General features: G+C 63.7%; 18 protein-coding genes. 6 read left to right on the top strand and 12 right to left on the bottom strand.

Annotation, left to right across the window (positions count from 1 at the left end):
• The 3 genes from gatA to gatB all read left to right on the top strand — a co-directional run bounded on the left by gatA (nt 1) and on the right by gatB (nt 4,233).
• Nucleotides 1-1,488 (top strand): Asp-tRNA(Asn)/Glu-tRNA(Gln) amidotransferase subunit GatA, encoded by a 1,488-nt coding sequence (gatA, locus tag ACXJ1Z_RS02960; RefSeq protein WP_463779427.1) that lies wholly within the window; start codon nt 1-3, stop codon nt 1,486-1,488.
• 68 nt (nt 1,489-1,556) lie between these two features.
• A complete protein-coding gene (locus tag ACXJ1Z_RS02955) occupies nt 1,557-2,675 on the top strand; it encodes an acyltransferase family protein (RefSeq protein ID WP_463779425.1) in 1,119 nt (372 codons plus the stop codon).
• A gap of 61 nt (nt 2,676-2,736) precedes the next feature.
• A complete protein-coding gene (gene gatB / locus ACXJ1Z_RS02950) occupies nt 2,737-4,233 on the top strand; it encodes an Asp-tRNA(Asn)/Glu-tRNA(Gln) amidotransferase subunit GatB (protein ID WP_463779424.1) in 1,497 nt (498 codons plus the stop codon).
• Between the two features lie 221 nt (nt 4,234-4,454).
• Here gatB and ACXJ1Z_RS02945 read toward each other — a convergent pair whose 3' ends face one another.
• The 6 genes from ACXJ1Z_RS02945 to ACXJ1Z_RS02920 all read right to left on the bottom strand — a co-directional run bounded on the left by ACXJ1Z_RS02945 (nt 4,455) and on the right by ACXJ1Z_RS02920 (nt 11,534).
• Nucleotides 4,455-5,126, bottom strand: coding sequence for a hypothetical protein (locus ACXJ1Z_RS02945; protein ID WP_463779423.1), 672 nt, complete (start codon nt 5,124-5,126; stop codon nt 4,455-4,457).
• 91 nt (nt 5,127-5,217) lie between these two features.
• A complete protein-coding gene (locus tag ACXJ1Z_RS02940; protein ID WP_463779421.1) occupies nt 5,218-5,514 on the bottom strand; it encodes a hypothetical protein in 297 nt (98 codons plus the stop codon).
• Entirely contained in the window at nt 5,511-8,405 is a 2,895-nt protein-coding gene (locus ACXJ1Z_RS02935) for a M16 family metallopeptidase (protein ID WP_463779419.1), read from the bottom strand. Before ACXJ1Z_RS02935 ends, ACXJ1Z_RS02940 begins: the two co-directional genes overlap by 4 nt.
• A gap of 162 nt (nt 8,406-8,567) precedes the next feature.
• The gene (locus tag ACXJ1Z_RS02930; RefSeq protein WP_463779418.1) at nt 8,568-9,014 is read right to left on the bottom strand and encodes a nuclear transport factor 2 family protein; all 447 of its coding nucleotides are present in this window, start codon (nt 9,012-9,014) and stop codon (nt 8,568-8,570) included.
• 88 nt (nt 9,015-9,102) lie between these two features.
• Complete coding sequence (locus ACXJ1Z_RS02925; protein ID WP_463779416.1) at nt 9,103-10,554, bottom strand: glycine betaine ABC transporter substrate-binding protein; 1,452 nt, start codon at nt 10,552-10,554, stop codon at nt 9,103-9,105.
• 182 nt (nt 10,555-10,736) lie between these two features.
• Complete coding sequence (locus tag ACXJ1Z_RS02920; protein WP_463779415.1) at nt 10,737-11,534, bottom strand: ATP-binding cassette domain-containing protein; 798 nt, start codon at nt 11,532-11,534, stop codon at nt 10,737-10,739.
• A 134-nt stretch (nt 11,535-11,668) separates the two neighbouring features.
• On the opposite strand from ACXJ1Z_RS02920, the gene clpB reads away from it, so the two are divergent.
• Entirely contained in the window at nt 11,669-14,248 is a 2,580-nt protein-coding gene (clpB, locus tag ACXJ1Z_RS02915) for an ATP-dependent chaperone ClpB (RefSeq protein ID WP_463779413.1), read from the top strand.
• Between the two features lie 83 nt (nt 14,249-14,331).
• Here clpB and ACXJ1Z_RS02910 read toward each other — a convergent pair whose 3' ends face one another.
• Nucleotides 14,332-17,355, bottom strand: coding sequence for a TonB-dependent receptor domain-containing protein (locus tag ACXJ1Z_RS02910; RefSeq protein ID WP_463779412.1), 3,024 nt, complete (start codon nt 17,353-17,355; stop codon nt 14,332-14,334).
• Between the two features lie 602 nt (nt 17,356-17,957).
• Between ACXJ1Z_RS02910 and ACXJ1Z_RS02905 the strand changes: the two genes are divergently transcribed.
• Nucleotides 17,958-18,743, top strand: a complete 786-nt coding sequence (locus tag ACXJ1Z_RS02905) for an SDR family oxidoreductase (RefSeq protein ID WP_463779410.1) — start codon at nt 17,958-17,960, stop codon at nt 18,741-18,743.
• An 8-nt stretch (nt 18,744-18,751) separates the two neighbouring features.
• Entirely contained in the window at nt 18,752-19,393 is a 642-nt protein-coding gene (locus ACXJ1Z_RS02900) for a TetR family transcriptional regulator (RefSeq protein WP_463779409.1), read from the top strand.
• Between the two features lie 39 nt (nt 19,394-19,432).
• Here the strand turns inward: ACXJ1Z_RS02900 and ACXJ1Z_RS02895 are convergent, their stop codons facing one another.
• From ACXJ1Z_RS02895 to ACXJ1Z_RS02875, 5 genes are all read right to left on the bottom strand, one after another.
• Nucleotides 19,433-20,443, bottom strand: coding sequence for a type II secretion system F family protein (locus ACXJ1Z_RS02895; protein ID WP_463779408.1), 1,011 nt, complete (start codon nt 20,441-20,443; stop codon nt 19,433-19,435).
• Nucleotides 20,444-20,462: 19 nt separating this feature from the next.
• Entirely contained in the window at nt 20,463-21,434 is a 972-nt protein-coding gene (locus ACXJ1Z_RS02890; protein ID WP_463779406.1) for a type II secretion system F family protein, read from the bottom strand.
• A gap of 62 nt (nt 21,435-21,496) precedes the next feature.
• Entirely contained in the window at nt 21,497-22,798 is a 1,302-nt protein-coding gene (locus tag ACXJ1Z_RS02885; protein WP_463779405.1) for a CpaE/TadZ family protein, read from the bottom strand.
• Nucleotides 22,799-22,801: 3 nt separating this feature from the next.
• The gene (locus tag ACXJ1Z_RS02880) at nt 22,802-23,437 is read right to left on the bottom strand and encodes a CpaD family pilus assembly protein (protein WP_463779404.1); all 636 of its coding nucleotides are present in this window, start codon (nt 23,435-23,437) and stop codon (nt 22,802-22,804) included.
• Nucleotides 23,438-23,445: 8 nt separating this feature from the next.
• Nucleotides 23,446-25,026: a type II and III secretion system protein family protein gene (locus ACXJ1Z_RS02875; RefSeq protein ID WP_463779402.1), complete on the bottom strand. Its 1,581-nt coding sequence runs from the start codon at nt 25,024-25,026 to the stop codon at nt 23,446-23,448.
• Nucleotides 25,027-25,075 lie beyond the last annotated feature (49 nt).

The following is a 25,075-nucleotide window of genomic DNA, read 5'->3' as shown; positions in this document are numbered from 1 at the left end:
ATGACCAATCTGACCGAACTTGGCGTCGCCGCCATTCGTGACGGCGTTGCCGCCGGCTCCTTCAGCGCCGTCGAAGTGGCGGAAGCGTTCAATGCCAACGTCGCCGAGGCGCAAGCCGCGTTGAACGCCTTTATCGTCGCCACGCCCGATATGGCGATCGAGGCGGCACAGGCGATCGACGCGAAGCGCGCCGCCAACCAGCCGTTGGGCAAGATGGGCGGCGTGCCGATCGGCATGAAGGACCTGTTCGCCACCGCCGGCGTGCAGACCACGGCTGCCAGCCACATGCTCGAAGGCTTCGTGCCAGAATACGAGAGCACGGTGTCGCAAAAGCTGTGGGATGCGGGTGCGGGCATGCTGGGCAAGCTCAACCTCGACCAATTCGCGATGGGTTCGTCGAACGAGACCAGCCATTTCGGCAACGTGGTCAACCCGTGGAAGCGCAACGACGGCGGCAGTGCGGCCCTCGCTCCGGGTGGCTCCTCGGGCGGTTCGTCCGCTGCGATCGCGGCGCGGCTGTGCCCGGCCGCGACCGGCACCGATACCGGTGGCTCGATCCGTCAGCCCGCCGCCTTCACCGGCATCACCGGCATCAAGCCGACCTATGGCCGCTGCTCGCGCTGGGGTGTCGTCGCCTTTGCCAGCTCGCTCGATCAGGCCGGGCCGATGGCGCGCGACGTCACCGATTGCGCGATCATGCTCGAAGCCATGGCCGGCTTCGATCCCAAGGATTCAACCAGCCTCGACCTGCCGGTGCCTGAGTGGGCGGCGGGTCTGAACGCGGACCTGTCGGGCAAGACCGTCGGCATCCCGCGCGAATACCGCATGGACGGTATGGACGCCGATGTCGCCAAGTCGTGGGACGATGGTATCGCCTGGCTCAGGGATGCCGGCGCCACGATCGTCGACATCTCGCTGCCGCACACCAAATACGCGCTGCCGGCTTACTACATCATCGCGCCGGCCGAAGCCTCGTCCAACCTCGCGCGCTACGATGGCGTACGCTATGGTCTGCGCGACTTGCCGGCGGGCTCCGGCTTGCAGGACATGTACGCAGCCACCCGTGCCGCGGGTTTCGGCGCCGAGGTGAAGCGGCGCATCCTCATCGGCACTTACGTGCTTTCGGCTGGCTTCTACGATGCCTATTACACCCAGGCGCAAAAGGTGCGGACGCTAATCGCTAGCGATTTCGAGGCGGCTTTCGGACGGTGCGACGTGATCCTGGCACCGACGGCTCCCTCGGCCGCCTTCGCGCTGGGCGAAAATGTCGACGATCCGCTTTCGATGTATCTCAACGACGTCTTCGCAGTGCCCGCCAGCCTCGCGGGCTTACCGGCGATGTCGGTACCCGCCGGGCTCAACCGCGAGGGTCTGCCGCTCGGCCTGCAGATCATCGGTCGGGCGTTCGACGAGCAAGGGGTGCTCGACGCCGGCCTCGCCATCGAGCAGCGGGCGGGGTTCACGGCGACCCCCGCCAAGTGGTGGTGACAGCCTAGGTCGGATCCCGATGTTTCTGGCGTTGCGGCCGGACTGTCATCCGCCAATGCTCTGGCGCGATGACGGATCAAGGCGGCACGACCAATCTGGATTTTATCAGCACTGGGGGCTACGCCGCCCCGGCCTCGGGGGGGATGGCATCGCACGATGATCGGCGCGTCGCTCTTCCCCGACCGTCGAGCGGCTTTTCGCATCCTATCAACCACATGCGCGGAATGGCGATCGTTCCGATCGTCGCCGGCCATTGCTATAACGCGTTCGAGTGGCGAGCGGGAAGCATTGGCTCGCACCTGACCGCGGTCTGGTCCGATCTCAACATCTTCTTTATCTTCATTTCGGGCTACCTGTTCCAGTATCTGCTCGGGCGCTTCGCCTACGGCAAGTACCTGCGAGCCAAGCTGCGCAACGTGATCCTGCCCTACCTGATCATGTCGGTGCCGGCGCTGATGCTCTATGGCGCCAACCTGAAGGCGCATCCGCATTTCGCGGAACTGCTGGCGACGATGCCGGTGGGCGAACGGCTGGCGCTGCTCGTACTGACAGGTGCGCAGATGGGGCCTTATTGGTTTATCCCAATGATGGCGATCTTCTATGTGCTGTCACCGTTGCTGGCCGCGATCGACCGTGCTCCGGTCGCCTACATCGGAATCGTGCCGCTGTTCGCCTGCGCCATCACGATCGTGCCCCGGCCGCTCTATGACATGCAGCCGATGCAGTCCGCGCTGCACTACCTGCCGATCTACATGCTGGGCATGCTGGTATCGCATTATCACGCGCGGATCACTCCGATGCTGGCACGCCATTGGTTGGCGATGGCAATGGTGTCGGCACTGTTGTTCGGCGTGATCGTCTATGCCGACTATGCCGGAACCATGTTTGATCGGTTGCCGATTACGACCTTCTTCTGCCTGACGCTGCTTGGTGTTCTGTCCCGCTTCACGGCCGAGCGAGTGCCCGCGCTCGATCTGCTGGCGCGCTACGCCTTCGGAATATTCTTTGTGCATGCGTACTATGTGGCGGCGGTGCGGCAGGCCTTTGCGATCTGGCCGACGCTTGGCGAGGGAAGCCAGTTCAGGTTCTTCCTGTTGCTGATCGTGATAATGACGCTGACGATGGCGACGGTATGGCTGGTGCGCCGGCTGGCCCCAGGGCGAAGTCGCATGCTGATCGGGTCGTGAGCGTGCCCGAATCCGCCAGTTTGCTCTTGCACGCGCGGACCAAGGGGATATCTGACGAGGCATGAACACATATCGCATCCAGGGCGCGACCGGCGAGTGGGAGGTCGTGATCGGCCTTGAGGTCCACGCGCAGGTCACTTCGAATTCCAAGCTGTTTTCCGGCGCCGCCACCGCGTTCGGTGCGGAACCCAACGCCCAGGTCAGCCTTGTCGACGCGGCGATGCCGGGCATGTTGCCCGTGCTCAACCGCGAGTGCATTCGCCAGGCGGTGCGTACCGGCATGGCGATCGACGCGCAGATCAACAAATGGTCGCGTTTCGACCGCAAGAACTACTTCTACGCCGACCTTCCGCAGGGTTATCAGATCAGCCAGCTTTATCATCCCCTGGTCGGCGCGGGCTCGTTGACGATCGACGCCGATGAGAAGGCCGGGTTACCCGAGGCGAAGATCATCGGCATCGAACGCATCCATGTCGAGCAGGACGCCGGCAAGCTGATGCACGACCAGCATCCGACGATGTCCTATGTCGACCTGAACCGCTCGGGTGTCGCGCTGATGGAGATCGTCAGCCAGCCCGACATGCGTTCGCCCGCCGAGGCTGGCGCCTATGTGCGCAAACTGCGTGCGATCCTGCGCTATGTCGGGTCTTGTGACGGCAACATGGAGGAAGGGTCGATGCGTGCCGACGTCAACGTCAGCGTGCGCAAGGCTGGCGAACCATTCGGCACCCGCACCGAGACCAAGAACGTCAACTCCGTGCGCTTCGTGATGGCCACGATCGAGTATGAGGCGAACCGTCAGGTCGACGTTCTCGAAAATGGGGGCAAGATCGTGCAGGAGACCCGTCTGTTCGACCCGGGTACGGGCACCACGCGTTCTATGCGCTCGAAGGAAGATGCGCACGATTATCGGTATTTCCCCGATCCCGACTTGCTGCCGCTGGTGCTTGAGGACGCTTTCCTCGAAGACTGCCGCAATTCTTTGCCCGAGCTGCCCGACGCCAAGCGCGCGCGGTACGAAGGCGAACTCGGTCTCTCTCCCTACAACGCGGCGGTGCTGACTGCCGAGGTGGACACCGCCCGTTGGTTCGAGCTTCTGCTTGGCGAGACGGCGACTGCGATCGGCAAGCAGCCAGCCGACGTCGCCAAGCAGGCGGCCAACTGGCTCATTTCCGAGTTGTTCGGCGCGCTGAACAAGCTGGCCAAACCGCTCGAAGAGTCGCCGGTTTCACCATCGGCCGGTGCCGAATTGCTGGCGCTGATCGGAAAGGGCACCATCTCGGGTTCGATCGCCAAGCAGGTGCTTGAGAAAATGCTCGAGACGGGTGACAGCGCCAGTGCCATCGTCGAGCGCGAAGGACTTAAGCAGGAGTCCGATACCGGTGCGATCGAAGCTGCGGTGGATACCATCCTCGCTGCCAACGCCGACAAGGTCGAGCAGTACCGTGGCGGCAAGCAGGCCTTGTTCGGATTCTTCGTCGGGCAGACGATGAAAGCCATGCAGGGCAAGGGCAATCCGCAGGTCGTGAACGAGATCCTGAAGTCGAAGCTGGGCTAGCGGCGCCGCCTCGGCGGATACTCTCAGGGGCCGTCGTCGACGCAACGGGGCCGCGGTGGTGCGGCCGTGCAGTGCGAAGCGGCTTCGCGGATGAGGGTGGCTGAGTACGTGGTCTGCGGCGTGCGGATAGCGAAACGGGTATGCTGGAATTGCGTCCAGCACACCCGCTGTGACAACGTAGCAGTGGCTTCAGACGTCAGGCCACCCCGCCGCTGTCGAGGCTAGAACGCGTAGCCCAGGGATAGCTGTACGATCGGAAAGATGTCGTATTTCTCGACATCGTCGCGAATGTCCTGTTCTTCGCGGGCGAGAGCATCCTGAAAAGCAGGATTTGACGCGATCGGTCCTGTGGCACGCAAGTCGCGGATGCGGGGCTTGCCTTCGAACATCACGCCGGCATCGATGCCGAACTTCACGCCCTTGGTCAGGCCGCCACCATAACCCAACGTCAGCGTGGGCGCGAATTGCTTTACCCGGACATCGCCATTGAGTCGTCCGATCTGCGCGCCGACGTATCGAGTTCCGCCGATCTCGACAGTCTCGGTGGCACCGGGCGTCGCAGTCAGCTTCACCTTGTTCTTGTTGTAACGCGCACCGCCCGAGACGCGAAATCCATTGGCGAACGGGTGCAGGTCGACCACCGCACCGGCGGAGGCGAGCTTGAGGTCGCCATCGTATTCGATCTCGTCACCATCGACCGAGTGGCTGAAGCTCAGGAATGTAGCGCTGCCTCGCACCGCGATGACCGGCGAGAGACGAGCGGTGATTTCAGGGCCGATGCCAAGAGTACCACCGCTGACGCCGGCGCTGAATTGCGAGGTCTGCTCCTGCGCCAGAGCGGGGCCGGCACCCGCCAGCAGCAGGATAGGTAGAGAAAGCAAACGCAGTTTCATGGTGTCCCCTGACATGATGACAACGCGAACCCGATTCTTCGTCGGCGTGGTGGCGGGCTCGCGTAATATCAGGGGCTTACGTCAATTCTGGTTAATTTCGGGTTCCACTCAGCGGCATCTTGCCGAATATCCCCGCCTTGACGCTGCCCGACAGAACATCGCCATCGACCTCCGCGTCGCAATCGAGGTCGAGCGGCATCGGCTTGGTGGTCTTCATCTTCCAGCTAAGGTGATTGCCTTCGATCTTGCCGGTGATATCCAGCGATCCGGGGCCGCCGCTGACCTTACCGTTGAAGCCGCCGACGTGATCGGGGACCACGGTGACTTGCGCCGTCTGCTCGCCGATCGGCGTCTTGATGCGGATATCCCAGGTTCCTGCGACGCTCATGGTGCGGTGCTTTCTTGCGGTGCCGCCACAAGGGCAGGGGCTGCCCGGTATTCGATCGGCAGGTCCAGGCCCTTGAGCTGTGGTTCGATTGCCTTGCGGTCTCCGACGATAACGATCGTCATGCCGTTCGGCTGCAGATAGGTTCGCGCCGCCTGCTCGATCGCCGGAGCGCCCAACCGGCGATAGGTGCTGGCGAGTGTCTCGTAGTAATCGTCGGGGCGCCCCAGCCGATCGTTGTTCTCGATCGCGGCAAGGACGCTGCCGTTGGTCTGGAACGAGTTCGGCATGCCGCGGATCGCGCCCTCGGTGACACGTTGCAACTCGACCGGAGTGACCGGAGCCTTGGCCGGGAAAGCCGTCATGTCGGCTACGATAGCCTTGATCGAAGGACCGGTCCTGTCGGTCTGCACCGGCGCCGAGACCAGCAACGTGCGGGGCCCGACGGGGCGCGTGACCGCGCTGTTGACGCCATAGGTCCAGCCTTTGTCTTCACGCAGATCGCTGTTGAGGCGGGAGAGGAAATCACCGCCGAGCACGTCGTTGGCAAGGTTCAGCGCCTCGGTACCTTGTGTCGTTCCGTTGATCGGCATCGTCCTGCCCGCAGCGATGAACGACTGCGGCGATGCAGGCCGATCGAGCACGACGATGCGCGGCTGCGCATTAGGAACCGCGGCATCGAGCGCCTTTCGCGGCGCTGGCGACGACGGTGCCCGCCAAGTGCCGAACGCGGCCTCGAGCATCGGCTTCAATTGCGCCATCGTGATGTCGCCGACCACGGTGATGTGGGCAAGGTCGGGGCGCATCCACTTGGTGTGAGCGGCTTGCAACGCCGCCGGGGTCAGCTTGGCGACTGTCGTTCCGGTACCCAGGCCATCCGAAGGTTGCGCATAGGGGTGAGAGCCGAACAGCAGTCCGTCCAACGTGCGCTGGGCCAGTGCCTGCGGCGAAGCCTGGACTTGCTGCAAGGCGGTCAGCTGCTGGTTGCGCACGCGGGCGACATCTTCGGCGCGATAGGCGGGATGCAGCACCACATCGGCCAGCAGCGCCACGGATGGCGCCAGATTGGCCGTCAGCGCCGACATCGCCACGCTACTGCGGTCAAGATTGCCACCGGCGTCGATCGACGCTCCGAGGCGCTCCTGCTCCTCGGCGATCTGCGTGGCATCGCGGGTGGTCGTGCCTTGCTCCAGCCCGGAGAGCATGAGCGCCTGGGTGCCCGGGGTGTCGAGCGAGTCCGCCGCGAAGCCCGCATCGAAGGCGATCGACATCGCCACCTTGGGGATCGCGGTGCGTCGGGCCAGTGCGACCGGGATGCCGTTCGAAAGGGTCGCATGCTCGACCGTGGGGAACTTGAGGTCGGCGATGGGCGCGATCGCGGGTTCCGCCCGCTTCGGGGCAGGTGCGAGCGCAGGCGCGGGCTTCTTGGCGTCGGCGGCGATCTTCTGGCCGGCCTCGTCGCCCCATCCGCCCATGGTTTCGCCGGATTCGGTGCGCTCCCCGGGTACGACATCGAGGGAGAAGGTCGGCCGCATCAGCCACTTCTGCATCGCGGCGCGCACCTGAGCCGGCGTGAGCGCCGCCATGCGAGCCAGCTCGTCCTTGTATTTGGCCGGATCACCCGAATAGAGTTCGCCTTCGGCCAGTGTCGCGCCCTTGCCGGACATGCCGCCGACCACCTCCAGACCACCGATCTCGCCGCTGAGCGCACTTGTGACCGCGCGGCGCACTTCGTCATCGCTCGGACCCTTGGCGACGAATTCGGAGGTGACCTGATCGAATGCGGCTTCGGCAAGCTTGCGGTCGACGCCGGGCTTGACGTCCATCGACGTTTGCAGAAAGCTGACTTGCTCGAAGGTCTGTGCCCCGGCAGTCACGGAAACGGCCAGTTCCTTGCCGCGCACCAGCGCATTGTCGAGGCGCGAACTCGCAAGACCGCCCAGGATCGTCATGCCTATCTTCAGCGCGATCGCATCGGGGTCGTTCAGTCCGGGTCCGCTCCAGTTGCGGGTCAACCGCGTGACCGGCACGCGATCCGTCATCTCGCGCGATTGCGGCGCCGACAGGGTGATGGGCGCGGCTTGTACCGGCTGGACAGCCGGTCCGCGCGCGATGTCGCCGAACCACTTCTGGACCAGCGGCCGCGCTGTGGCGGCGTCGATATCGCCACTGAGCACCAGCACCACGTTGTTGGGGCCGTAGTGATCGGTGAACCATTTGCGTACGTCACCCAGGCTGGCGGCGTCGAGATCGGCCATCGAGCCGATCGTTTCGTGGCGATAGGGATGACCGACCGGGAACAGCCCTTCGCCGACGGCATAGCTCATCAAGCCATACGGCTCGTTGTCGCCCTGGCGTTTCTCGTTCTGGACGACGCCGCGTTGCTTATCGAGCTTGTCCTGCGTCACGGCGGGAAGCAGGTGCCCCATGCGGTCGCTTTCCATGAACAACGCGAGATCGAGGGCACCGGTGGGCACGGTCTCGATATAGTTCGTGCGATCGTACCAGGTACTGCCATTGGTCGGGGTGGATCCGGCCGCTTCCAGCGGAATGTCGAAGCTGGGCGCGTTGGCCGATCCGCCAAAGAACAAGTGCTCGTAGAGATGTGCGAAGCCGGTCTTGCCGCGCGGCTCGTTCTTAGAGCCGACACGATAATAGGTCGTCACGCCAACGACCGGCGCCTTGCGATCGGTGTGGACGATCACGGTCAGCCCGTTGTCGAGCGTGAACTTCTCGAACGGGATATCCACCGCACCGACCAGATCCTTTAGCGAGGCCGTCGGGGCAGTAGGCAGCGGGGCGCTGGCGGGGCGTTGATCCTGGGTCTGCGCGCAGGCGGAGAGACACAGAACGGCGGCAAGGGCGGTACTGGCCGCCTGGGGGAAGTGACGCATAGGCCGGGGTGTAGCAGTTTGCGGGCGCAGGGCCAGTGCTGGTTAACACGCTACGCAAACAGGCGGGAATACCACGGTCCTCATCGCCGCACCGGCGGGCACTGCTTCCTGGTCAAAGGGAGCGGCGCCCGCGGCTTCGCGAGTGGGCTTTCAAGTCAGGGTTCAGCGCTTGAAGATCTGGCCGCTGTCGAAGAGCGAGATCTTCCAGTCGCCTGTGGCGTCACGGGTGGCTTCCATCTTCACGTCGGCGACGGCGAGCGGATCGCAATAGCCTTCGAACGGCGGGGTGCCGGCCTTGGCGAAGAACACCAGGATAAAGCCGATCTTGGCGTGCGCAGGATCGATGAACGAGACGCGCAAGCTGGAGATGATGTGACGCATGACCGGGGCGTTCTCACCCAGCTGCGCCTTGCGGCCCTGATAGAAGTTCGCGACGCCGTCCTTACCCTCGCGCCATTCGCCGCCGACGAAGTAGCGTACGTCATCCGCCAGCACGCCGGAGTCGAGGATCTCGAGTCCGTTGTTGATGTCGAGTTCGTCGCCCCATTCGTAGATCACCTGCTTGATCGCCAGAACGTCTGCGGCCTGCTCGGGGGTAAATTTCGCCACGGTCTTTCCTCATCCTTCGTTGCCGATTTAGGGCGACGCTAGGCGAGGGTGTAGCTTGCGCCAAGCCTCTAATCGACAGTGCTGTCGATCAGCTTCGAGCGGCTCGCCGCAATCCACGCGGCGTGATGGCGCGCTCGAGCAGGTGAAACGCACCTTCTATCACCAGCGCGAACAGGGCGGCGGGGATGGCGCCTTCCAGGATCAGGCCGTTGTTGGCGAGGCGTATGCCGGTGAGGATCGGCTGGCCGTATCCGCCCGCGCCGACGATCGCGCCCAGCGTTGCCAAACCCACCGCGATCACCGCGGCGGTGCGCACGCCGGCCAGAATCGTCGGCAGGGCCAGCGGCAGCTCGATGCGGATCAGCCGCGTCCAGCGCGACAGGCCCAGCGCCTTGGCGCTGTCGAGCAGGGTGGGTGCGATCCCGGCCAGCCCGGCATGGGTGTTGCGCACGATCGGCAGCAGCGAATACAGGAACAGCGCCGCGATCGTCGGCGCGGCGCCGATGCCGAGCAGCGGGATCAGCATCACGAACAGCGCGAGGCTGGGGATCGTCTGGAGCAGACCGGTCAAGGGCAGGACCAGCGCGCCGAGCCGTGGCAGGCGCGCCGAAGCGATCCCTAGCGGCAGGGCGATCACCAGAGCCAGCCCGAGCGCCACCGCGACGAGGGCGAAATGCTCGCGGGTGCGGTCGACCAAGCGGGACCACATGGTGTCGGTCTCTACGCTGGCGGTCAGGCCGAGCGCTTGTCGCGCCACGTCGGTTTCGCTCACGCCATCGATGCGGACCTTCCGGTTGAGTTCGCGCATCTGCGCTTCGTCGATAGTGCCGGCCATGGCGTCGAGTGCGGCAATCGCCTTGGCCGGCAGGTCGCGACGATAGAGTAAGGCGGCGTCGTAGCGCGGGAAGAACGCGCGGTCGTCCTGCAGCACCACCAGGTTGTAGGCGGCGATCTCGGCATCGGTGGTATAGACGTCCGTCACGTCGATCTGGCCGCCGGCGAGCGCGCGATAGGCAAGATCGTGGTCGATGCCGCGCACCTTGACGGCGTCCAGGCCATAGGCGGCCGACAGCGCGCGCCACCCGTCGCCGCGATCGACGAACTCGTTGGAGACGGCGACGTTCAACTCCGGATGGCGAGCGAGGTCGGACAGTTTGTTTACGCCGAGGCGCTTCGCCGTGTCGGCGCGGATTGCCAGAGCATACCCGTCGCTGAACCCAAGGGGACGCGAGAGCGCCAGCCCGCGTTGTGCCAGCAGTGCGGCGAGGGCGGCATCGTCGGTTAGCTTGCGATCGGCGAAGATCTCGTACCGCAGCGTGCCGGTGTACTCGGGGTACGCGCTGATCTCGCCCCCGGATACCGCGTCGAACAGGATGCGACTGCCGCCCAGTTCGCGCCGGTGCTGCGCTGGAACGCCAGCCTGCTCGAGCTTGAGGCGCGCGATCTCGGCGAGGATGATGCTCTCGGTGAACTTTTTCGAGCCGACGGTGACGGTCTTGGCGTATGCGAGCGTGGGCGTGAGGCAGGCGACAAGCAGCAAGGTGAAAAGGACCAGCCAACGCAGGCACCAAACCCCTATCTCGTCATTCTCGCGAGCGCGAGACTCCGTCTGCGAACCATCCGGCGCGGCTATACCCCCGTTCGGGACATCGTGGCAGGATAGGGGTTCTCGCCGTTGCAGGAGTGACGAGGGACAGAGGGCAAGGCCCGAAGCGAACGAGGTCACAACGCCGCCTCAGCTGCGAGGAATTCGGCCACGAAGTCATCCGCCGGGTTTGCCTCCAACGCCTCGATCGAGCCTTGCTGCACCACTCGTCCGTCACGCATCAGCAGCGCGCGCCCGCCGAAGAACCGCGCCTCTCGCAGCGAGTGCGTCACCATCACCACCGTCATGCCCAGCCGCGCGAAGATGTCGCGCAGCTCGCCCGCCAGACGCAGCCGCGTCACCGGATCGAGCGCCGACAGCGGCTCGTCCAGCAAGAGCACGTCCGGCCCCAGCATCAGCGCCCGCATCATCGCGACCCGTTGCCGCTGCCCACCCGAAAGCTCGGCGGGAAAGCGTGCGAGCTGCGCCGCGTGCAGCCCGACCAGGTCCGCCAGCTCGGCGGCCCGCGCATCGATCCGGCTGGCATCCCAACCGAACTCGCGTGCGGCGAGGATCACGTTTCCCCGGGCCGTGAGGTGGGGAAACAGGCCGCCCTCCTGGATCACGTAACCCAGCCGCCGACGTACCGCAGTCCAGTCGCTTACCGGCTCGCCCCTGAACCGCAGCGTTCCCTCGAAAGGTGACAGGCCGATCAGGCAACGCAGGAGCGTGGACTTGCCCGAGCCCGATGGTCCGAGCAGCATCAGGGTCTCGCCGGTGGGGATCGAAAGGGTGGTGGCGGCGAGAGCCTCTACCCCGCCAAATGACACGCGTATCTTGTCGAGTTCATACATCGATAGCGAAGGTAGCAGCATTTTCCCGCAGGCGTCACCGGCAAGCTGGCGCTCGGGCACGGACAAGCTCAGGCTGCGCAAGGATCACAGGTAATAAGCGCCGGCCATAGGATGAGGCCGCGTCCCTATAAAAATCGGCAAAAAGCCTTGTGTGGCTAATCAGCAACACCACATACCGGTCCAGCACATTCCGGCTCAGGAGGAAGCGACCCGCCATGAATCTCGAAAAGTTCACCGATCGCGCCAAGGGGTTCCTGCAGGCCGCGCAGACCACCGCGATCCGCCTCAACCACCAGCGCATCACGCCAGAGCACATCCTGAAGTCGCTGCTCGACGACGGCGAGGGTATGGCGGCCGGCCTGATCCAGCGCGCCGGTGGTAATGCCAAGATCGCGCTCGATGGCGTGAACGCCGCGCTGGAGAAGATCCCCGCCGTTAGCGGATCGGGGGCGCAGACGACGCCGGGGCTCGACAATGATGCCGTGCGCGTCCTGGATCAGGCCGAGCAGCTCGCCACCAAATCCGGCGACGCCTACGTCACGGTCGAGCGCTTGCTGCTCGCCTTCACGCTGGCGCAGACCACGGCGGCGGGTAAGGCGCTCGCGGCCGCAAACCTCACCGCGCCTGCGCTGGAGGCGGCGATCAGCCAGCTTCGTGGCGGCCGCAACGCCGACTCTGCCGGAGCCGAGAACGCCTATGATGCGATGAAGAAGTACGCGCGCGACCTCACCGAGGCGGCGCGCGCGGGCAAGCTCGATCCGGTCATCGGCCGCGACGAGGAGATCCGCCGCACCGTGCAGATCCTCGCGCGCCGCACCAAGAACAACCCCGTCCTGATCGGTGATCCCGGCGTCGGCAAGACCGCCATCGCCGAAGGCCTCGCGCTGCGCATCGCCAATGGCGACGTGCCCGACAGCCTCAAGGATCGCGCGCTGATGTCGCTCGACATGGGCTCGCTGATCGCCGGCGCGAAGTATCGCGGCGAATTCGAGGAGCGGCTGAAGGCCGTGCTCGACGAGGTGAAGGGCGCGGAAGGCCACATCATCCTCTTCATCGACGAGATGCACACGCTGATCGGCGCGGGCGCCTCCGAGGGTTCGATGGATGCCGGCAACTTGCTAAAGCCCGCCTTGGCGCGGGGCGAACTGCACTGCATCGGCGCGACCACCCTCGACGAGTACCAGAAGTACGTCGAGAAGGACGCCGCCTTGCAGCGCCGCTTCCAGCCGGTGTTCGTGAACGAACCCACGGTCGAGGACACGATCTCGATCCTGCGCGGGCTGAAGGAAAAGTACGAGCTGCACCACGGCGTGCGGATCACCGATGGCGCGATCGTGGCGGCGGCGACGCTGTCGAACCGCTACATCACCAATCGCTTCCTGCCGGACAAGGCGATCGACCTGATGGACGAGGCCGCCAGCCGCATCCGCATGGAAGTGGAGAGCAAGCCCGAGGAGATCGAGAAGCTCGACCGCCGGATCATCCAGCTCAAGATCGAGGACATGGCGTTGTCGAAGGAGAGCGACACCGCCTCGCGTGATCGCCTCACGAACTTGCGCGACGAACTGGCGAACCTCGAGCAGCAATCGAGCGAGCTGACGACCCGCTGGCAGAACGAACGCGACAAGATCGCCGCCGAGGGCAAGCTGAAGGAACAGCTCGACGCCGCGCGGCTCGAGCTGGAGCAGGCGCAGCGTCAAGGCGATCTCGCCAAGGCGGGCGAGCTGTCCTACGGCACGATCCCGGCGCTGGAAAAGCAGCTGGCCGATGCCGTGGCGCAAGCCGACAACGCACTGCTGCGCGAGGAAGTGACCGACGACGACATCGCCGGCGTCGTCAGCCGCTGGACGGGTGTTCCGGTCGACCGGATGCTGCAGGGCGAGCGCGAGAAGCTGCTCAACATGGAAGCGGCGATCGGCGCGCGGGTGATCGGCCAGAGCCAGGCGGTGACCGCCGTCTCCAAGGCGGTGCGCCGGGCCCGTGCGGGTCTGCAGGATCCGAACCGCCCGATGGGCTCGTTCCTGTTCCTGGGCCCCACGGGCGTCGGCAAGACCGAGCTGACCAAGGCGCTGGCGAGTTTCCTGTTCGACGACGACAACGCGATGGTGCGCATCGACATGAGCGAGTTCATGGAGAAGCACGCCGTCAGCCGCCTGATCGGGGCGCCCCCAGGCTATGTCGGTTACGACGAGGGCGGTGTGCTGACCGAGGCGGTGCGGCGCCGGCCCTATCAGGTCGTGCTGTTCGACGAGGTCGAGAAGGCGCACCCGGATGTGTTCAACGTGCTGCTGCAAGTCCTCGATGATGGCCGCCTGACCGACGGCCAGGGCCGGGTGGTGGACTTCACCAACACGCTGATCATCCTCACCAGCAACCTGGGCAGCCAGTACCTCGCCAACCTCGACGAAGGTCAGGAAGTGTCGACCGTCGAGCCGCAAGTGATGGAGATCGTGCGCGGTCATTTCCGGCCCGAGTTCCTCAATCGTCTGGACGAGATCATCCTGTTCCATCGCCTGGGCCAAAGCGAAATGGGCCCGATCGTGGAGATCCAGGTCGGTCGCGTGCAGAAGCTGCTCAAGGACCGCAAGATCGTGCTGGACCTGACCGACGCCGCCAAGCGCTGGCTGGGCCGGGTAGGCTACGATCCGGTCTACGGCGCCAGGCCCCTAAAGCGCGCGGTACAGCGCCACCTGCAGGACCCGCTGGCCGAAAAGCTCCTCGGCGGCGAGATTCCCGACGGCAGCGTGGTGCATATCGACGAGGGGGATGGCGCGCTGGCGATTAGGGTGGGTTGAGGCCAAAACAAAATACGGGCGGCTCCTTGCAGAGACGCCCGTATTTATTTTTTCATTCAGCCTAAGCCAAACCGATAATTCTATTAGAACTTTGCGACTCCCGAGATGCGAAACGAACGGCCGACGATCCCAGAGTAGTACGTCGTGTTCTGCTCATAGGCGCCAACGTACGGGAACGGTGCTTTACGGTCGGCGATGTTGTCGACGATGAACTTGAGTCCGAAGTCCTCGTTGACGTCGTAACCGACCGTCGCATTGAATACCTGCCAGTCGCCCACGCCCATGATGTTACGCGCGTTGTCGGCCTCATCCTTGTCGAAGCGGCCCTTGCCCACGTACTGCATCTGGAGAAGCGCGTTGAAGCCGTTCTTCTCGTAAGTGACGTTGACCGTACCGGCATGACGGGGGTTGCCGATCTCTCCTGCGAGGTGATCGATGTCGCCGGTGCCGACGCGGGTCTGCAGCTTGTGGCGATAGAGGTAGTTCACCGCTAGGCCGAACGTGCCGACCGGAGTGGCGCGGCGATAGCTGATGTTCGCCGTAAGGCCCTCAAAGGTATACGAAGCTGCATTGAAGTAGCCTTCGCGGATGAAGCTGATCTGCCCGTCCGAATCGCGATCGATCAAACCGCAGAAGGCGCTCGTGAGGCCGCTGCCATCATAGCAGGCATTGAGGATGTCGTCGCCGGACAGTGACCTGATGGCGTTCTTCAGCTTGATGTTGACCCAGTCGACCGCGATCGCAAGGCCTGGGGTGAAGGGCGGCTGGATGATGGCGCCCACCGTCCAACTGTTCGCCTTCTCGTTATCGAGCGATGGATTGCCCGAGACGCTGACGGGAACCGTGAAGTCCGAATAGTCCGAGACGAAGTTGCTCGGATCGGCGATACCTGCAGCAACGCAGTTCGCGCGACGGTTGGCGGGGTTAGGGCCGCTGTCGACATATCGGCCATCGCAAGGATCCGAACCGTTGTCGAACGCCTGCGAGGTCGGGATGAACACTTCAGTGATCGCAGGGCTGCGGATCGACCGGGTGAAGTTGCCGCGGAAGGTCAAGCCAGTGAAGAAGCCAAGCCGGCCGCCGGCTGTCCAGGTCAGGTCGCCGCCGCTGAGCGAGTTGTTGACATAGCGGGCCGCACCATCGACTTCGACGACCTTGAGGAAGCTGATGCCAGTCTCGGGCGAGACGAGCGGCGCGGTGAGCTCGCCGAAGACTTCGTTCGTGTGGAACTTACCCGCGATCGCACCGATAGGAATGGTGCGGCCATACTGGACGTAGGTGCCATCGTCCTGCAACTCACCGGCGTAATATTGGCCCGGATCGAAGTTAGTCTTCTCACGGCGATGCTCGTAGCCAACCGAGACCTGGAAGTCTCCGCCGGGCAGCGTGAACAGGCTGCCCTGCACGTTGGCGTTGAATACGAACTGCGAATTGGTGGAGACCGGCCGCGCTTCGGCGAAGATGTAGTTGCGTGCGGCCTGGCTCGCATTGCCGACACCGAAGATGTTCAACGGCGCGCAGGTGCTGCTGCCCGTTGCGATCGAGGCGTTGGTGTATCCTGGGCGGCAGGTGATCTGTCCGTCCGCGCCGACAATGGCGTCGAGAGCATTGGCGAAGTTCTGCTGCACCAGCTCGAAGTTCTTGCCGGTGGTCTTCGAATGCCCGTAGTTGCCGGAAACCTCCCACTTGAACTCCCGCTCCCCCACGGCGAAATCACCTGCGAAGCCGCCGACGAAGCGATAGGTCTCGACAGTTGCCTGCGAGCGGCCGGTGGTCAGATCGCTGAGTGCCCGGCCCACGTAGAACGTGTCCTGACCGGGAGCCAGGTTGGCCGAGATCGTCGCGCGATCGGCGGCGCTCAGGTACGGGTTGTTGATGTTGATGGCCAAGTTGCCATCAGCCGAACCGCCGGGTCCGAACAGCGCGGTGTTGTAATTGGGCTGATCGATGATGTTGGTGCCGCTGCTGTGCGAATACCAGGCCTCGCCGAACGCGCGAACGTGATCGCTGAACTCGTAGCTGGCGAGCGCCGTGCCGATGTAGCGTTCGCTGCTCGTCAGCAGGTTGTTCTGCGCCGGCAGGTTGAAGCCGTTGCCGCCGCTACTGATATAGCCCTGGCGCAGCACCGTACCCAGATCGAGCGGTACAAGATTGCCGCTGGGACCGAACTGGAGGGGATTGCCGGCGGCATCCAGAATGCCAGATCGGCTGACGAGGAAATCGTCGTCGTTGAATGGAACGCCACCGGATGTGAAGGCGCTGTAGCGCTGGTCAGGATAGAGCAGGCGAGCGAAAGCACCCGGGGTGGGAGGCGTTCCGAAGCGTTGACCCGCCGCTGAGATCGCACGATCCGAGGCCGTAAAGCCCGTCACCCGATTGTATTCGCCCGAAAGCGTGATGTTGCCACGGCCTTCGGAGAAGTTCTTGCCGACCAGAGCGCTGATGCGGCGATCCGGCGCGTCGCCGCGCTGGGAAATGCCATAGGAAGCACCAAGTTCGATGCCTTCATAATCCTTCTTGAGGATGATGTTGACGGTACCCGCGATCGCGTCCGAACCATAGATTGGCGCACCACCGACGGCCACCACGTCCACGCGATCGATGAGCGTCACGGGGATATTGTTCAGGTCAACCTGGGACCCGGCGGCTACCGGACCGAAGATGCTCGCGGTGTTGGACGAGACAAAACGGCGGCCGTTCACCAGCGTCAGCGTGCGCTGGGAGCCCAGGCTGAAGAAGTCCACGAAGCTTTGTGCCGGGCCAAACGATGATTGGGCGCCGACACCGCTGTTGCCCGGAGGTCCGAAAGCGGGAAGCTGCTGCAACGCCTGGGTCAGGTTGGTGTAGCCGCGGTCCTCGAACTGCTGCGCACCGATTACCGTCGTTGGCTGGATGGTCGAGAGTTCCGGGCGCGCGATACGCGAGCCCGTTACGACGATCGTGTTCTCGGCATCCCCAATGTCTGCACGATCGGTGGGTGTTGTCGCGGCCGCCTCAGCCGGAGTGCTGGAGGCCGTACTTTGGGCACATGCGGCCGTCGAAGCAAACCCCAAAGCAGTCAAGAAGGTTGCGCTGCATAGCGCGGCCCGGGTGATGGATGATGTCACTTACGTGTCCCTTCGAGCGGTCCCGTCGCCTGTTTACGCCTTAGACGGTCGGGCCGGAAATGGCTTGAGTTGCATCAGCACCTCAACAATGCCGTCTGTGTTGCTCTATGGGTACGCCAAGACAATCGCAAAAAGAGCAGCGTGAAAAATGCCCCGATAGGTGTGGCTATCTCGCCACACTGCTGTCGTATTTGCCCGGAATACAAGAGCTTCGGCGCGCTTCGACTTCAATGTCGCTAGTCTTGCTGACCCCGTAAGATGTGAAGCGCGTGATAGACATAGTTCGTCGCAATGGGTCGTGGCGAAATGGCCGCGAAGTGTGATGGTGACCGTATAGTACGCGACGATCCAACCAAACGTCTCGTCGATGCTGACGGCGCTTGGGTTTGCTTGTCGTTCGTACATCAGCGTATTGATTAGGGTAGTCTTCTGGCCAAGGATTTGGCCGCCGGTGTAGTCACGCCCTGCCGGAAATGACGCTGCGCCCATTCGTTAATTGACCAAGCGGAAGGTGCCGCTTAATCGGTCGGTTAAATCAGCTTCCAGAAGACCGTGCGTTCGGCCAAGCCAATCGCATGCGATCTCAGCATAAGGACACACGCATGAATCTCGACAGCAGCGTTGCAGCGATCGTCACGGGTGGCGCGTCCGGGCTAGGTGCGGCGACCGCGAGGGCGTTGGCGGGCCGTGGCGTGAAGGTGGCGATATTCGATCTGAATGCCGAGGCGGGCGAGGCGATTGCGGCGGAGATCGGCGGCGTGTTCTGTGAGGTCAACGTGACCGACGATGCCAGCACCGACGCCGGTTTCGCCAAGGCTCGTGCGGCCCACGGGCAGGAGCGGGTGCTGGTCAATTGCGCCGGTATCGCGCCTGCGTCCAAGACGGTTGGCAAAAACCGTGAAACCGGCGCACCGCGTGCGCATGACATGGGCCTGTTCGAGAAGGCGATCGCGATCAACCTGGTCGGTACGTTTCGCTGCATCTCCAAGGCGGCGGCGGGGATCGTGACTCTCGATCCGGTGGATGCGGCGGGATCGCGTGGCGCGATCGTCAATACGGCTTCGGTCGCGGCGCAGGACGGACAGATCGGCCAGGCGGCTTATGCGGCATCGAAGGGCGGCGTGCTGGCAATGACACTGCCGGTAGCGCGAGACCTGATGAACGACGGCATTCGCGTCAATACGATCCTGCCCGGCATCTTCGAAACGCCGATGATGGCGAGCATGCCGCAGCAGGTGCAGGATGCGCTCGCCGCGATGGTGCCGTTCCCCAAGCGCCTGGGCAAGGCGGACGAGTACGCCAAGCTCGCGCTGTTCATGCTCGAGCACGATTACCTCAACGGTGAGTCCGTCCGCCTCGACGGAGCGATCCGTCTCGGCCCCAAGTAAGCACCGCGATGCCTGAGCGCGTTGTCCAGGGCATCGGTCTCGCCGTTCCTCCAGGGGCGCGCGAGACCTTGCTCGACACCGCCAGCGCCATCATGCGCGAGGGCGATATCGTCGACATCTCGCTGTCGGAACTGTCGTTGCGCTCGGGGCTGAACTCGGCGTTGGTGAAATACTACTTCGGCAACAAGGCCGGGCTGCTCAAGGCCCTGCTCGACCGCGACTGGGCGGCGATCGTGCGCAGCGTCGACGCGCTGGTCGCCAAGGACGACATGGAGCCCGAGGCGAAGTTGCGGCGCCACATATCGAAGGTGATCGATACCTTCTACGCGGTGCCCTACCTCAATCGCCTGACCATGCGGATGGTGCGCGAAAGCGATGATGCCGAGGCGCGCCGTATCGCCGATTGCTACCTCTCGCCGATCTACCGCGCCTACGAACAGCTGATCGGCGACGGCGTGCGGGCAGGAGTGTTCCGCAGCATCGATCCCCAGTTGTTCTATTTCACCGTCACCGGCGCGGTGGACCGGTTCTTCTCGACCCGGCTGGTGATGAAGTACTGCTTTGACCAGGACACCCTGACCGAAGAACTGCGCGACCGCTATCGCGAGCACACGCTCGACATCATCATGGCGGGCATCCTCGCGCGTTGACGTCTCTGCGCCTGTATCGGGCCGGTGCGGGCGTGGCGGCTAGTTCGCGCCAGGACCGCCGCCCGAAAAAGCGTCGGCGATCGAGCAGGCTGCGGGCCCGAGGATGACGATGAACAGGACCGGCAGGATGAACAGGATCAGCGGGATGGTCATGATCGCGGGCAATCGCGCGGCCTTTTCCTCGGCGCGCATCATGCGTTCGTTGCGGAATTCGGCCGAGAGCACGCGAAGTGCGGATGCGAGCGGCGTGCCATAGCGTTCGGTCTGGATCATCGTGGTGACGACGCCCCGCACGGATTCAAGATCGACGCGATAAGTCAGATTTTCAAACGCTGAACGTCGGTCGGTCAGGAATGCCAGCTCGATCGACGTGAGCGAAAACTCCTCACCGAGTTCCGGGTAGGCACGGCCGAGCTCGCGGGCCACGCGCTCGAACGCCGCGTCGACGGTAAGACCTGCTTCGGCGCAGATCACCAGCAGGTCGAGCGCATCGGGCAGACCCTTGCGGATGAGGTGGGTACGCTTTGTGACCTGGTTCTGGATGTAGAGGTCCGGGCCCTTGTAACCCAGGCCGACTGCCGCGGCGAAAGCCATGAAGCGCTTGAAGCTGCTCCATTCGGGAAAGTAGTCGGACCAGTAGACCAATGCGGCCACCAACAGGCCTAGCACGATCGGCGTGATCAGTCGTGCCGCGATGACCGCGACGGCGTATTCCTTCTTGCGGATTCCGGCCTGTGCGAGCTTCTGCTGAACGGCCTTGATCTGGCTGTCCTGAAGCATCTTGAAAGAGCCGAGCGTCTTGGTCAGCTTGTCGGTCGTCTCGTTGCGGCGAACCAGGCTCTGGCGTTTGCGCGGAGCCACGGCGATGCCGGCCTTGAGCTGTTCGCGCCGATCGTTCAGTGCCTTCACCCGGCGCGCCATCGGATCGCGAACGGTGATCGCCGCGTAGATCGCGAGCGCGACGGCGGCTGTCGCTACAGCCACCAGGATGGTGCCGACGAAGACGACATCGAAACCCAGCAGAGTGGGACCGGCGGCTTGGTTCATCATGATGGGTGGTCTCTTCCGCTCAGATCTCGAAGCTGACCATCTTGGCCATGATGAAGACGCCGATGCCCATCCAGGTCAGTCCGCCGAGCCCCGCGATGATCAGGCGGTCATCGAGGAAGAACTTGCCGATATAGCCGGAGTTGACCCAGTAGATCATGAGGAACACGATGAACGGGAGCGATCCGACGATATAGGCGGATGCTTTCGATTCCGAACTCATCGCCTTGATCTTGAGCTTCATTTGCGCACGCTTGCGAAGAACGTCGGAGAGGTTGGCAAGCGTCTCGGCCAGGTTGCCGCCGGTTTCGCGCTGGATCGCCAGGGTTATGCAGAAAAAGCTGAACTCGGCCATGTTGAGCCGGTTGGCGGTGTCCTGAAGCGCATCCTCCATCGATTTGCCGATCTTGATGCGTTCGGTGACGACTTTGAACTCCTCACCGACCGGCCCGCGTACTTCTGTCGCGACGATGCTCAGCGTTTCCGAAACCGGCAGGCCCGAGCGCAGGCCACGCACCAGCAGATCGATGGCGTCGGCGAACTTGACGGTGAATTGGGTCGTGCGCCGGTTGATAAGGAAATTGACCACGAAATGGGGGATCCCGGCCGCCGCGAAAGTGCCGACGACAAGCGCGAGGATCGGCGCGCCTGATTTCAGCAGGACGATCGCGAACACGAAGGCGAAGATGCCGATCGAGGTGTAGATGTACTGCTGCAAGGTCCAAGGCTTGCCGGTTCGATGCAGCCGCAACGCGAGCGCTTCGATCCGCGATGCCGAGCCGGCGACCTGGTGCACCTTGGGCTGGCGCGCGGCGACGGCCTTGCGCATCTGCATCTCGACTCGATCGACCGCACTTTCGGAATGCCGGAAGCGGATCTGCCGAAGCCTGCGCGCCGACTCCTTCTTCGCTGACGGTCCCGAAAAGGCCAACCAAACCAGCGCCATCGCAGCGGTGAGGCCGGTCGCGCCCAACAGGATCGAGATAATGTCCATAGCGGTCGATAGCTTTCAGAAACGACGATCCGAGCGGCAGCCGGGCTGCAAGGTCATGGTAATCAGCGGCTGGTCTTGGGCGCGGCCTTCGCCTTGCCTGCGGGAGCGGGCGCCTTGTCCTTCTTGGCGAGCAGCGACTTGAAGTCGAATTTGCCGGACTTGGGCTTCTTGCCCGTCGTCGGTGCTTCCATGTCGCCTCCGGAGCCGATGACCGCCTGTGCCAGTTCGGTCAGGATGCTGCCGGCCTTGCTGGCGCGGTTCGCTTCCGCGAACGTCTGACCAAGCTTTGCGCAGTTGCTCGCAGCCTTGATGTCGTACGGGACCGACAGGGTGATCTTGCGCTCGATCGAGGCTTCGAAATCCGCCTTGCTGATTTCGGACAGGCCGGGCTGGACCTTGTTGGCCACGATGATGACCTGGGCGTGGGGTGCGTTGTTCTTGAGCCAGGAGAGGAGGCGGATGGTATCGCGCGCGGACGCCAATGTCATCTCGGTCGCCAGAATGACAACGTTCACGTCGCCGATCAGCTGGGGAAAGTTGACCAACATGTTGCGTGGCAGATCGATCACGGTCATGTCGAAGGCCGCGCGAAATTCTTCCTCGAGCTGCATGAACGCTCCGCCATCAGTCAGCAACGGCGTGTGGATCGGCGCTTCTGCGGACAGCAGCGCAAGGTTGTCGTTCGCGCGGATCATCGCGCGTTCGATGAACAGGCCATCGATGCGACTGGGGTTCTCGATCGCATCGGTCAAGCCGCGACCCGGTTCGAGATCCAGGCAGAGCGCACCGGTGCCAAAGTGGATGTCGAGGTCGAGCAGAGCGGTCGATAGCTTGTGGTTGGCGCTGAACAACCAGGCGAGCGACGTCGCGATGGTCGATGCGCCCACGCCACCGCGCGTACCGATGACCGCGGTCGAAACGTGCTGCTTCACCGCCTGGGCATCGAGGTTCTTCGGTGTGGAGAATGTCGTTTGTGCCTGCAACAGGGCATCACGCACGGTTGCGGATGAAAGCGGCTTGAGCAGGTAATCGTGGATGCCGCTGGTGATGAGGTCACGATACAGGCGAACGTCGTTCACCTGGCCGACCGCCAGCACGACCGTTCCCGGTTCGCAAACCTCGGCAAGCGCATTGATGTCATTCAGCGGGTCGCCGCTTTCCGACAGATCGACCATCAGGATATTGGGGCTGGCCGCGATCGACAGTGATTGCACGCCGCTGCGAAGGCCGCCTTTAATGCACTTTTCCGGCTGCCATCCCAATTCGATGACGATCGGACGCAGCACGTCGAGCGAAGCCTCGTCGCACATGTAGGCGGCGAACGAGTCGCGCCCCTGCGAGCCGGCTTTCCAGGGTGCGTTCATGGCTTACTGTCCCGTGCTGGCGGTTTGCTTGAGCTCTTGGGCTCCGGTCGGCGCCTTGGTGCGATAGGCGCCGATCGCCTTGTTCGAGCTCATCGTGACGGTGTCGCCGGTCGAGCCGTCGCCCTTCAGCAGATGCTCGGGGTCGGCGACCATGGCGGCCAAGTTGCTGTTCGTCGCACAGCCATAATTACGCGACAGGGCATTCCCGGGGTTGGCGTCCGAGTGGGCGCTCCAGTCGGGGCAGCCATGCACGACCGCCTTGCTGCGCGTAACGACGACGCGGGTCGTGCCTGCCTCGACGAAGCCGACGCTGGTCGGGATCTCGTCCGTTATCGACAGACTGTATTGCTGCGCGAGAGCCTCTACCGACGCGTGCGTGGCGGGGCTCTGCAGGGGATCCGACAGCGCGATCCGATCGCCGTAGCGCAGGCCGAGCTGCGCGAACCATCCTGCCAGGCGTTCTTGCTCGGAATAGGGGAGGCCACCGTTGCCCGTAGCCAGATCCAGCGTGTAGTTTGTCCGCTCGACCACCGGCTGGTGGATCGAGTTCAGAGTGCGGTTCGTCGGAACGCCCCCGCAAGCGGCCAATGACGGGCTCATCGCCAAGGCGGCGATGGCGAGAATGCGCTTGTTCATCATCTTGTCCCTCAAAACCGGGTCGAGAAGCCGGGCGCGGCGCCGGCGCCGGCGCGCTTGCCGGGTTTGCCCGGCTTGTCGGATGCGACCGGCGCGGCGCCGACACCGGGCGCAGGCACCGGTTCGACGGGCGCGGCACTGGGACGGGCGCGATCGGCGCTTTTTCCGGCGAAGCTGTCGCTTTCCATATGGCCCAGCAGCCGTTGGAGGTCGTCGGGCGCGCTGTAGCCATCGGTGGGCAGCACGATCTGGTTGCCGTCGACAGGATTGACCAAGTACGGCGTGACCACGATCACCAGTTCGGTCTCGCCCTTGCGATAGCTGGTCGAACGGAACAGCGATCCCAGGATCGGCAAGTCACCGGCGCCGGGCAGTTTCTGGATGGCATTCTGCGAATTGTTGCTCAGCAGGCCGGCGATCATGAAGCTCTGGCCGGAACCGAGTTCCACGGTCGTTTCCGTGCGGCGCACCGTGATACCGGGGATGGAAAATCCCCCGAGGGTTACCGAGCCTTGTGTCGTCAGTTCGGAAACTTCGGGTCGGACGCGCAAGGAGATACGACCGTTAGACAGTACCGTTGGTGTATAGCTGAGACTGACGCCGTACTTCTTGAACTCGACCGAGGTGGCGCCAAGACCTTGCGAAAGGGGGATCGGGAATTCACCACCTGCGAGGAAGTCTGCTGTCTCGCCGGAGAGGGCAGTGAGATTTGGTTGAGCCAGCGTTGTCACTAGGCCAACGTTCTCGCCCGCATCAAGAGTGCCAAGTATGTTGAGGCCAAAAAGCTTACCCATACCTGCCAAGGTTGTAAGGCCGTCGACGGGTGTTATGTTCGTGCCCGGCGCGGCAACGACTTGCCCAGTGATCGGACTGATAGTATAGCCTTGAATGGAAGTGCCGCCAGTCCCGAGAGGAAGACCCGGGCTTGTCGTGACCGTTGACGCGGCTCCTCGTCCCTGCCCAAGCCCGAACTTGAAGCCTCCGGTCGTGTCGATCGTGCTCAAATTCGAATTTAGCGTCTTCACCAGCGAGCGGCTGACTTCGGCAAAGCGGACCTGCAGGTTCACCTGCAGCGGCGTCGCGGTGCGCACGCGGCTGATGACGTTCGCTTCCTTACCAACGTAAGCCTGGACGAGGCGCTCCGCCTCGGCCGCATCCTCGGGAGCCTTTACGGTGCCGGTCAGCAGGAAGGTGTTCGATCCCATCGTCGAAACGCCGATCTTGGCATCCGGCATCGCCAGCCGCAGCATCGAATCGACGCTGTCGAGGTTGGAACCGACGCGCACGTTGCCCGACCACACGACATCGCCTCTGGCGTTGCTGGCATAGACCGTAGTGAGCCCGCCGCTCTTTCCGAAGACATAGAACTGACGCTGAGACTTGACCTGAACGTCGGCGACGGCATCGTTCGAAACGAACACGTCGCTCATCGTGCCCGGAATGCTGATCAGCTGGCCGCCACCGATCGACAGCGAGATGTCTTGCGCGGGTTTGTTCATCGCCTGGGCCATGGCTGGCACGGCTCCAAGCAGCGTCACCGGCGCTAGCGCACAGGCAGCGAACAGCGCGGACCTGATGGTACGGAAGGTCATGGTCGAACCCTTTTGGGCGATGGATCGGATGATCGGAGCAGGGCGCATT

This window comes from Novosphingobium sp. TK46 (assembly GCF_055361525.1).
This window is presented reverse-complemented; position numbering and strand designations above follow the sequence as displayed.

What these genes read in the sequence shown, in the direction of transcription:
- gatA (WP_463779427.1), top strand. Translation starts at nt 1, where the DNA reads ATGACCAATCTGACCGAACTTGGCGTCGCCGCCATTCGTGACGGCGTT.
- gatB (WP_463779424.1), top strand. Translation starts at nt 2,737, where the DNA reads ATGAACACATATCGCATCCAGGGCGCGACCGGCGAGTGGGAGGTCGTG.
- ACXJ1Z_RS02900 (WP_463779409.1), top strand. Translation starts at nt 18,752, where the DNA reads ATGCCTGAGCGCGTTGTCCAGGGCATCGGTCTCGCCGTTCCTCCAGGG.
- ACXJ1Z_RS02885 (WP_463779405.1), bottom strand. Translation starts at nt 22,798, where the DNA reads ATGAACGCACCCTGGAAAGCCGGCTCGCAGGGGCGCGACTCGTTCGCC.
- ACXJ1Z_RS02940 (WP_463779421.1), bottom strand. Translation starts at nt 5,514, where the DNA reads ATGAGCGTCGCAGGAACCTGGGATATCCGCATCAAGACGCCGATCGGC.
- ACXJ1Z_RS02895 (WP_463779408.1), bottom strand. Translation starts at nt 20,443, where the DNA reads ATGATGAACCAAGCCGCCGGTCCCACTCTGCTGGGTTTCGATGTCGTC.
- ACXJ1Z_RS02880 (WP_463779404.1), bottom strand. Translation starts at nt 23,437, where the DNA reads ATGATGAACAAGCGCATTCTCGCCATCGCCGCCTTGGCGATGAGCCCG.
- ACXJ1Z_RS02945 (WP_463779423.1), bottom strand. Translation starts at nt 5,126, where the DNA reads ATGAAACTGCGTTTGCTTTCTCTACCTATCCTGCTGCTGGCGGGTGCC.
- ACXJ1Z_RS02875 (WP_463779402.1), bottom strand. Translation starts at nt 25,026, where the DNA reads ATGACCTTCCGTACCATCAGGTCCGCGCTGTTCGCTGCCTGTGCGCTA.
- clpB (WP_463779413.1), top strand. Translation starts at nt 11,669, where the DNA reads ATGAATCTCGAAAAGTTCACCGATCGCGCCAAGGGGTTCCTGCAGGCC.
- ACXJ1Z_RS02890 (WP_463779406.1), bottom strand. Translation starts at nt 21,434, where the DNA reads ATGGACATTATCTCGATCCTGTTGGGCGCGACCGGCCTCACCGCTGCG.
- ACXJ1Z_RS02935 (WP_463779419.1), bottom strand. Translation starts at nt 8,405, where the DNA reads ATGCGTCACTTCCCCCAGGCGGCCAGTACCGCCCTTGCCGCCGTTCTG.
- ACXJ1Z_RS02955 (WP_463779425.1), top strand. Translation starts at nt 1,557, where the DNA reads ATGACGGATCAAGGCGGCACGACCAATCTGGATTTTATCAGCACTGGG.
- ACXJ1Z_RS02905 (WP_463779410.1), top strand. Translation starts at nt 17,958, where the DNA reads ATGAATCTCGACAGCAGCGTTGCAGCGATCGTCACGGGTGGCGCGTCC.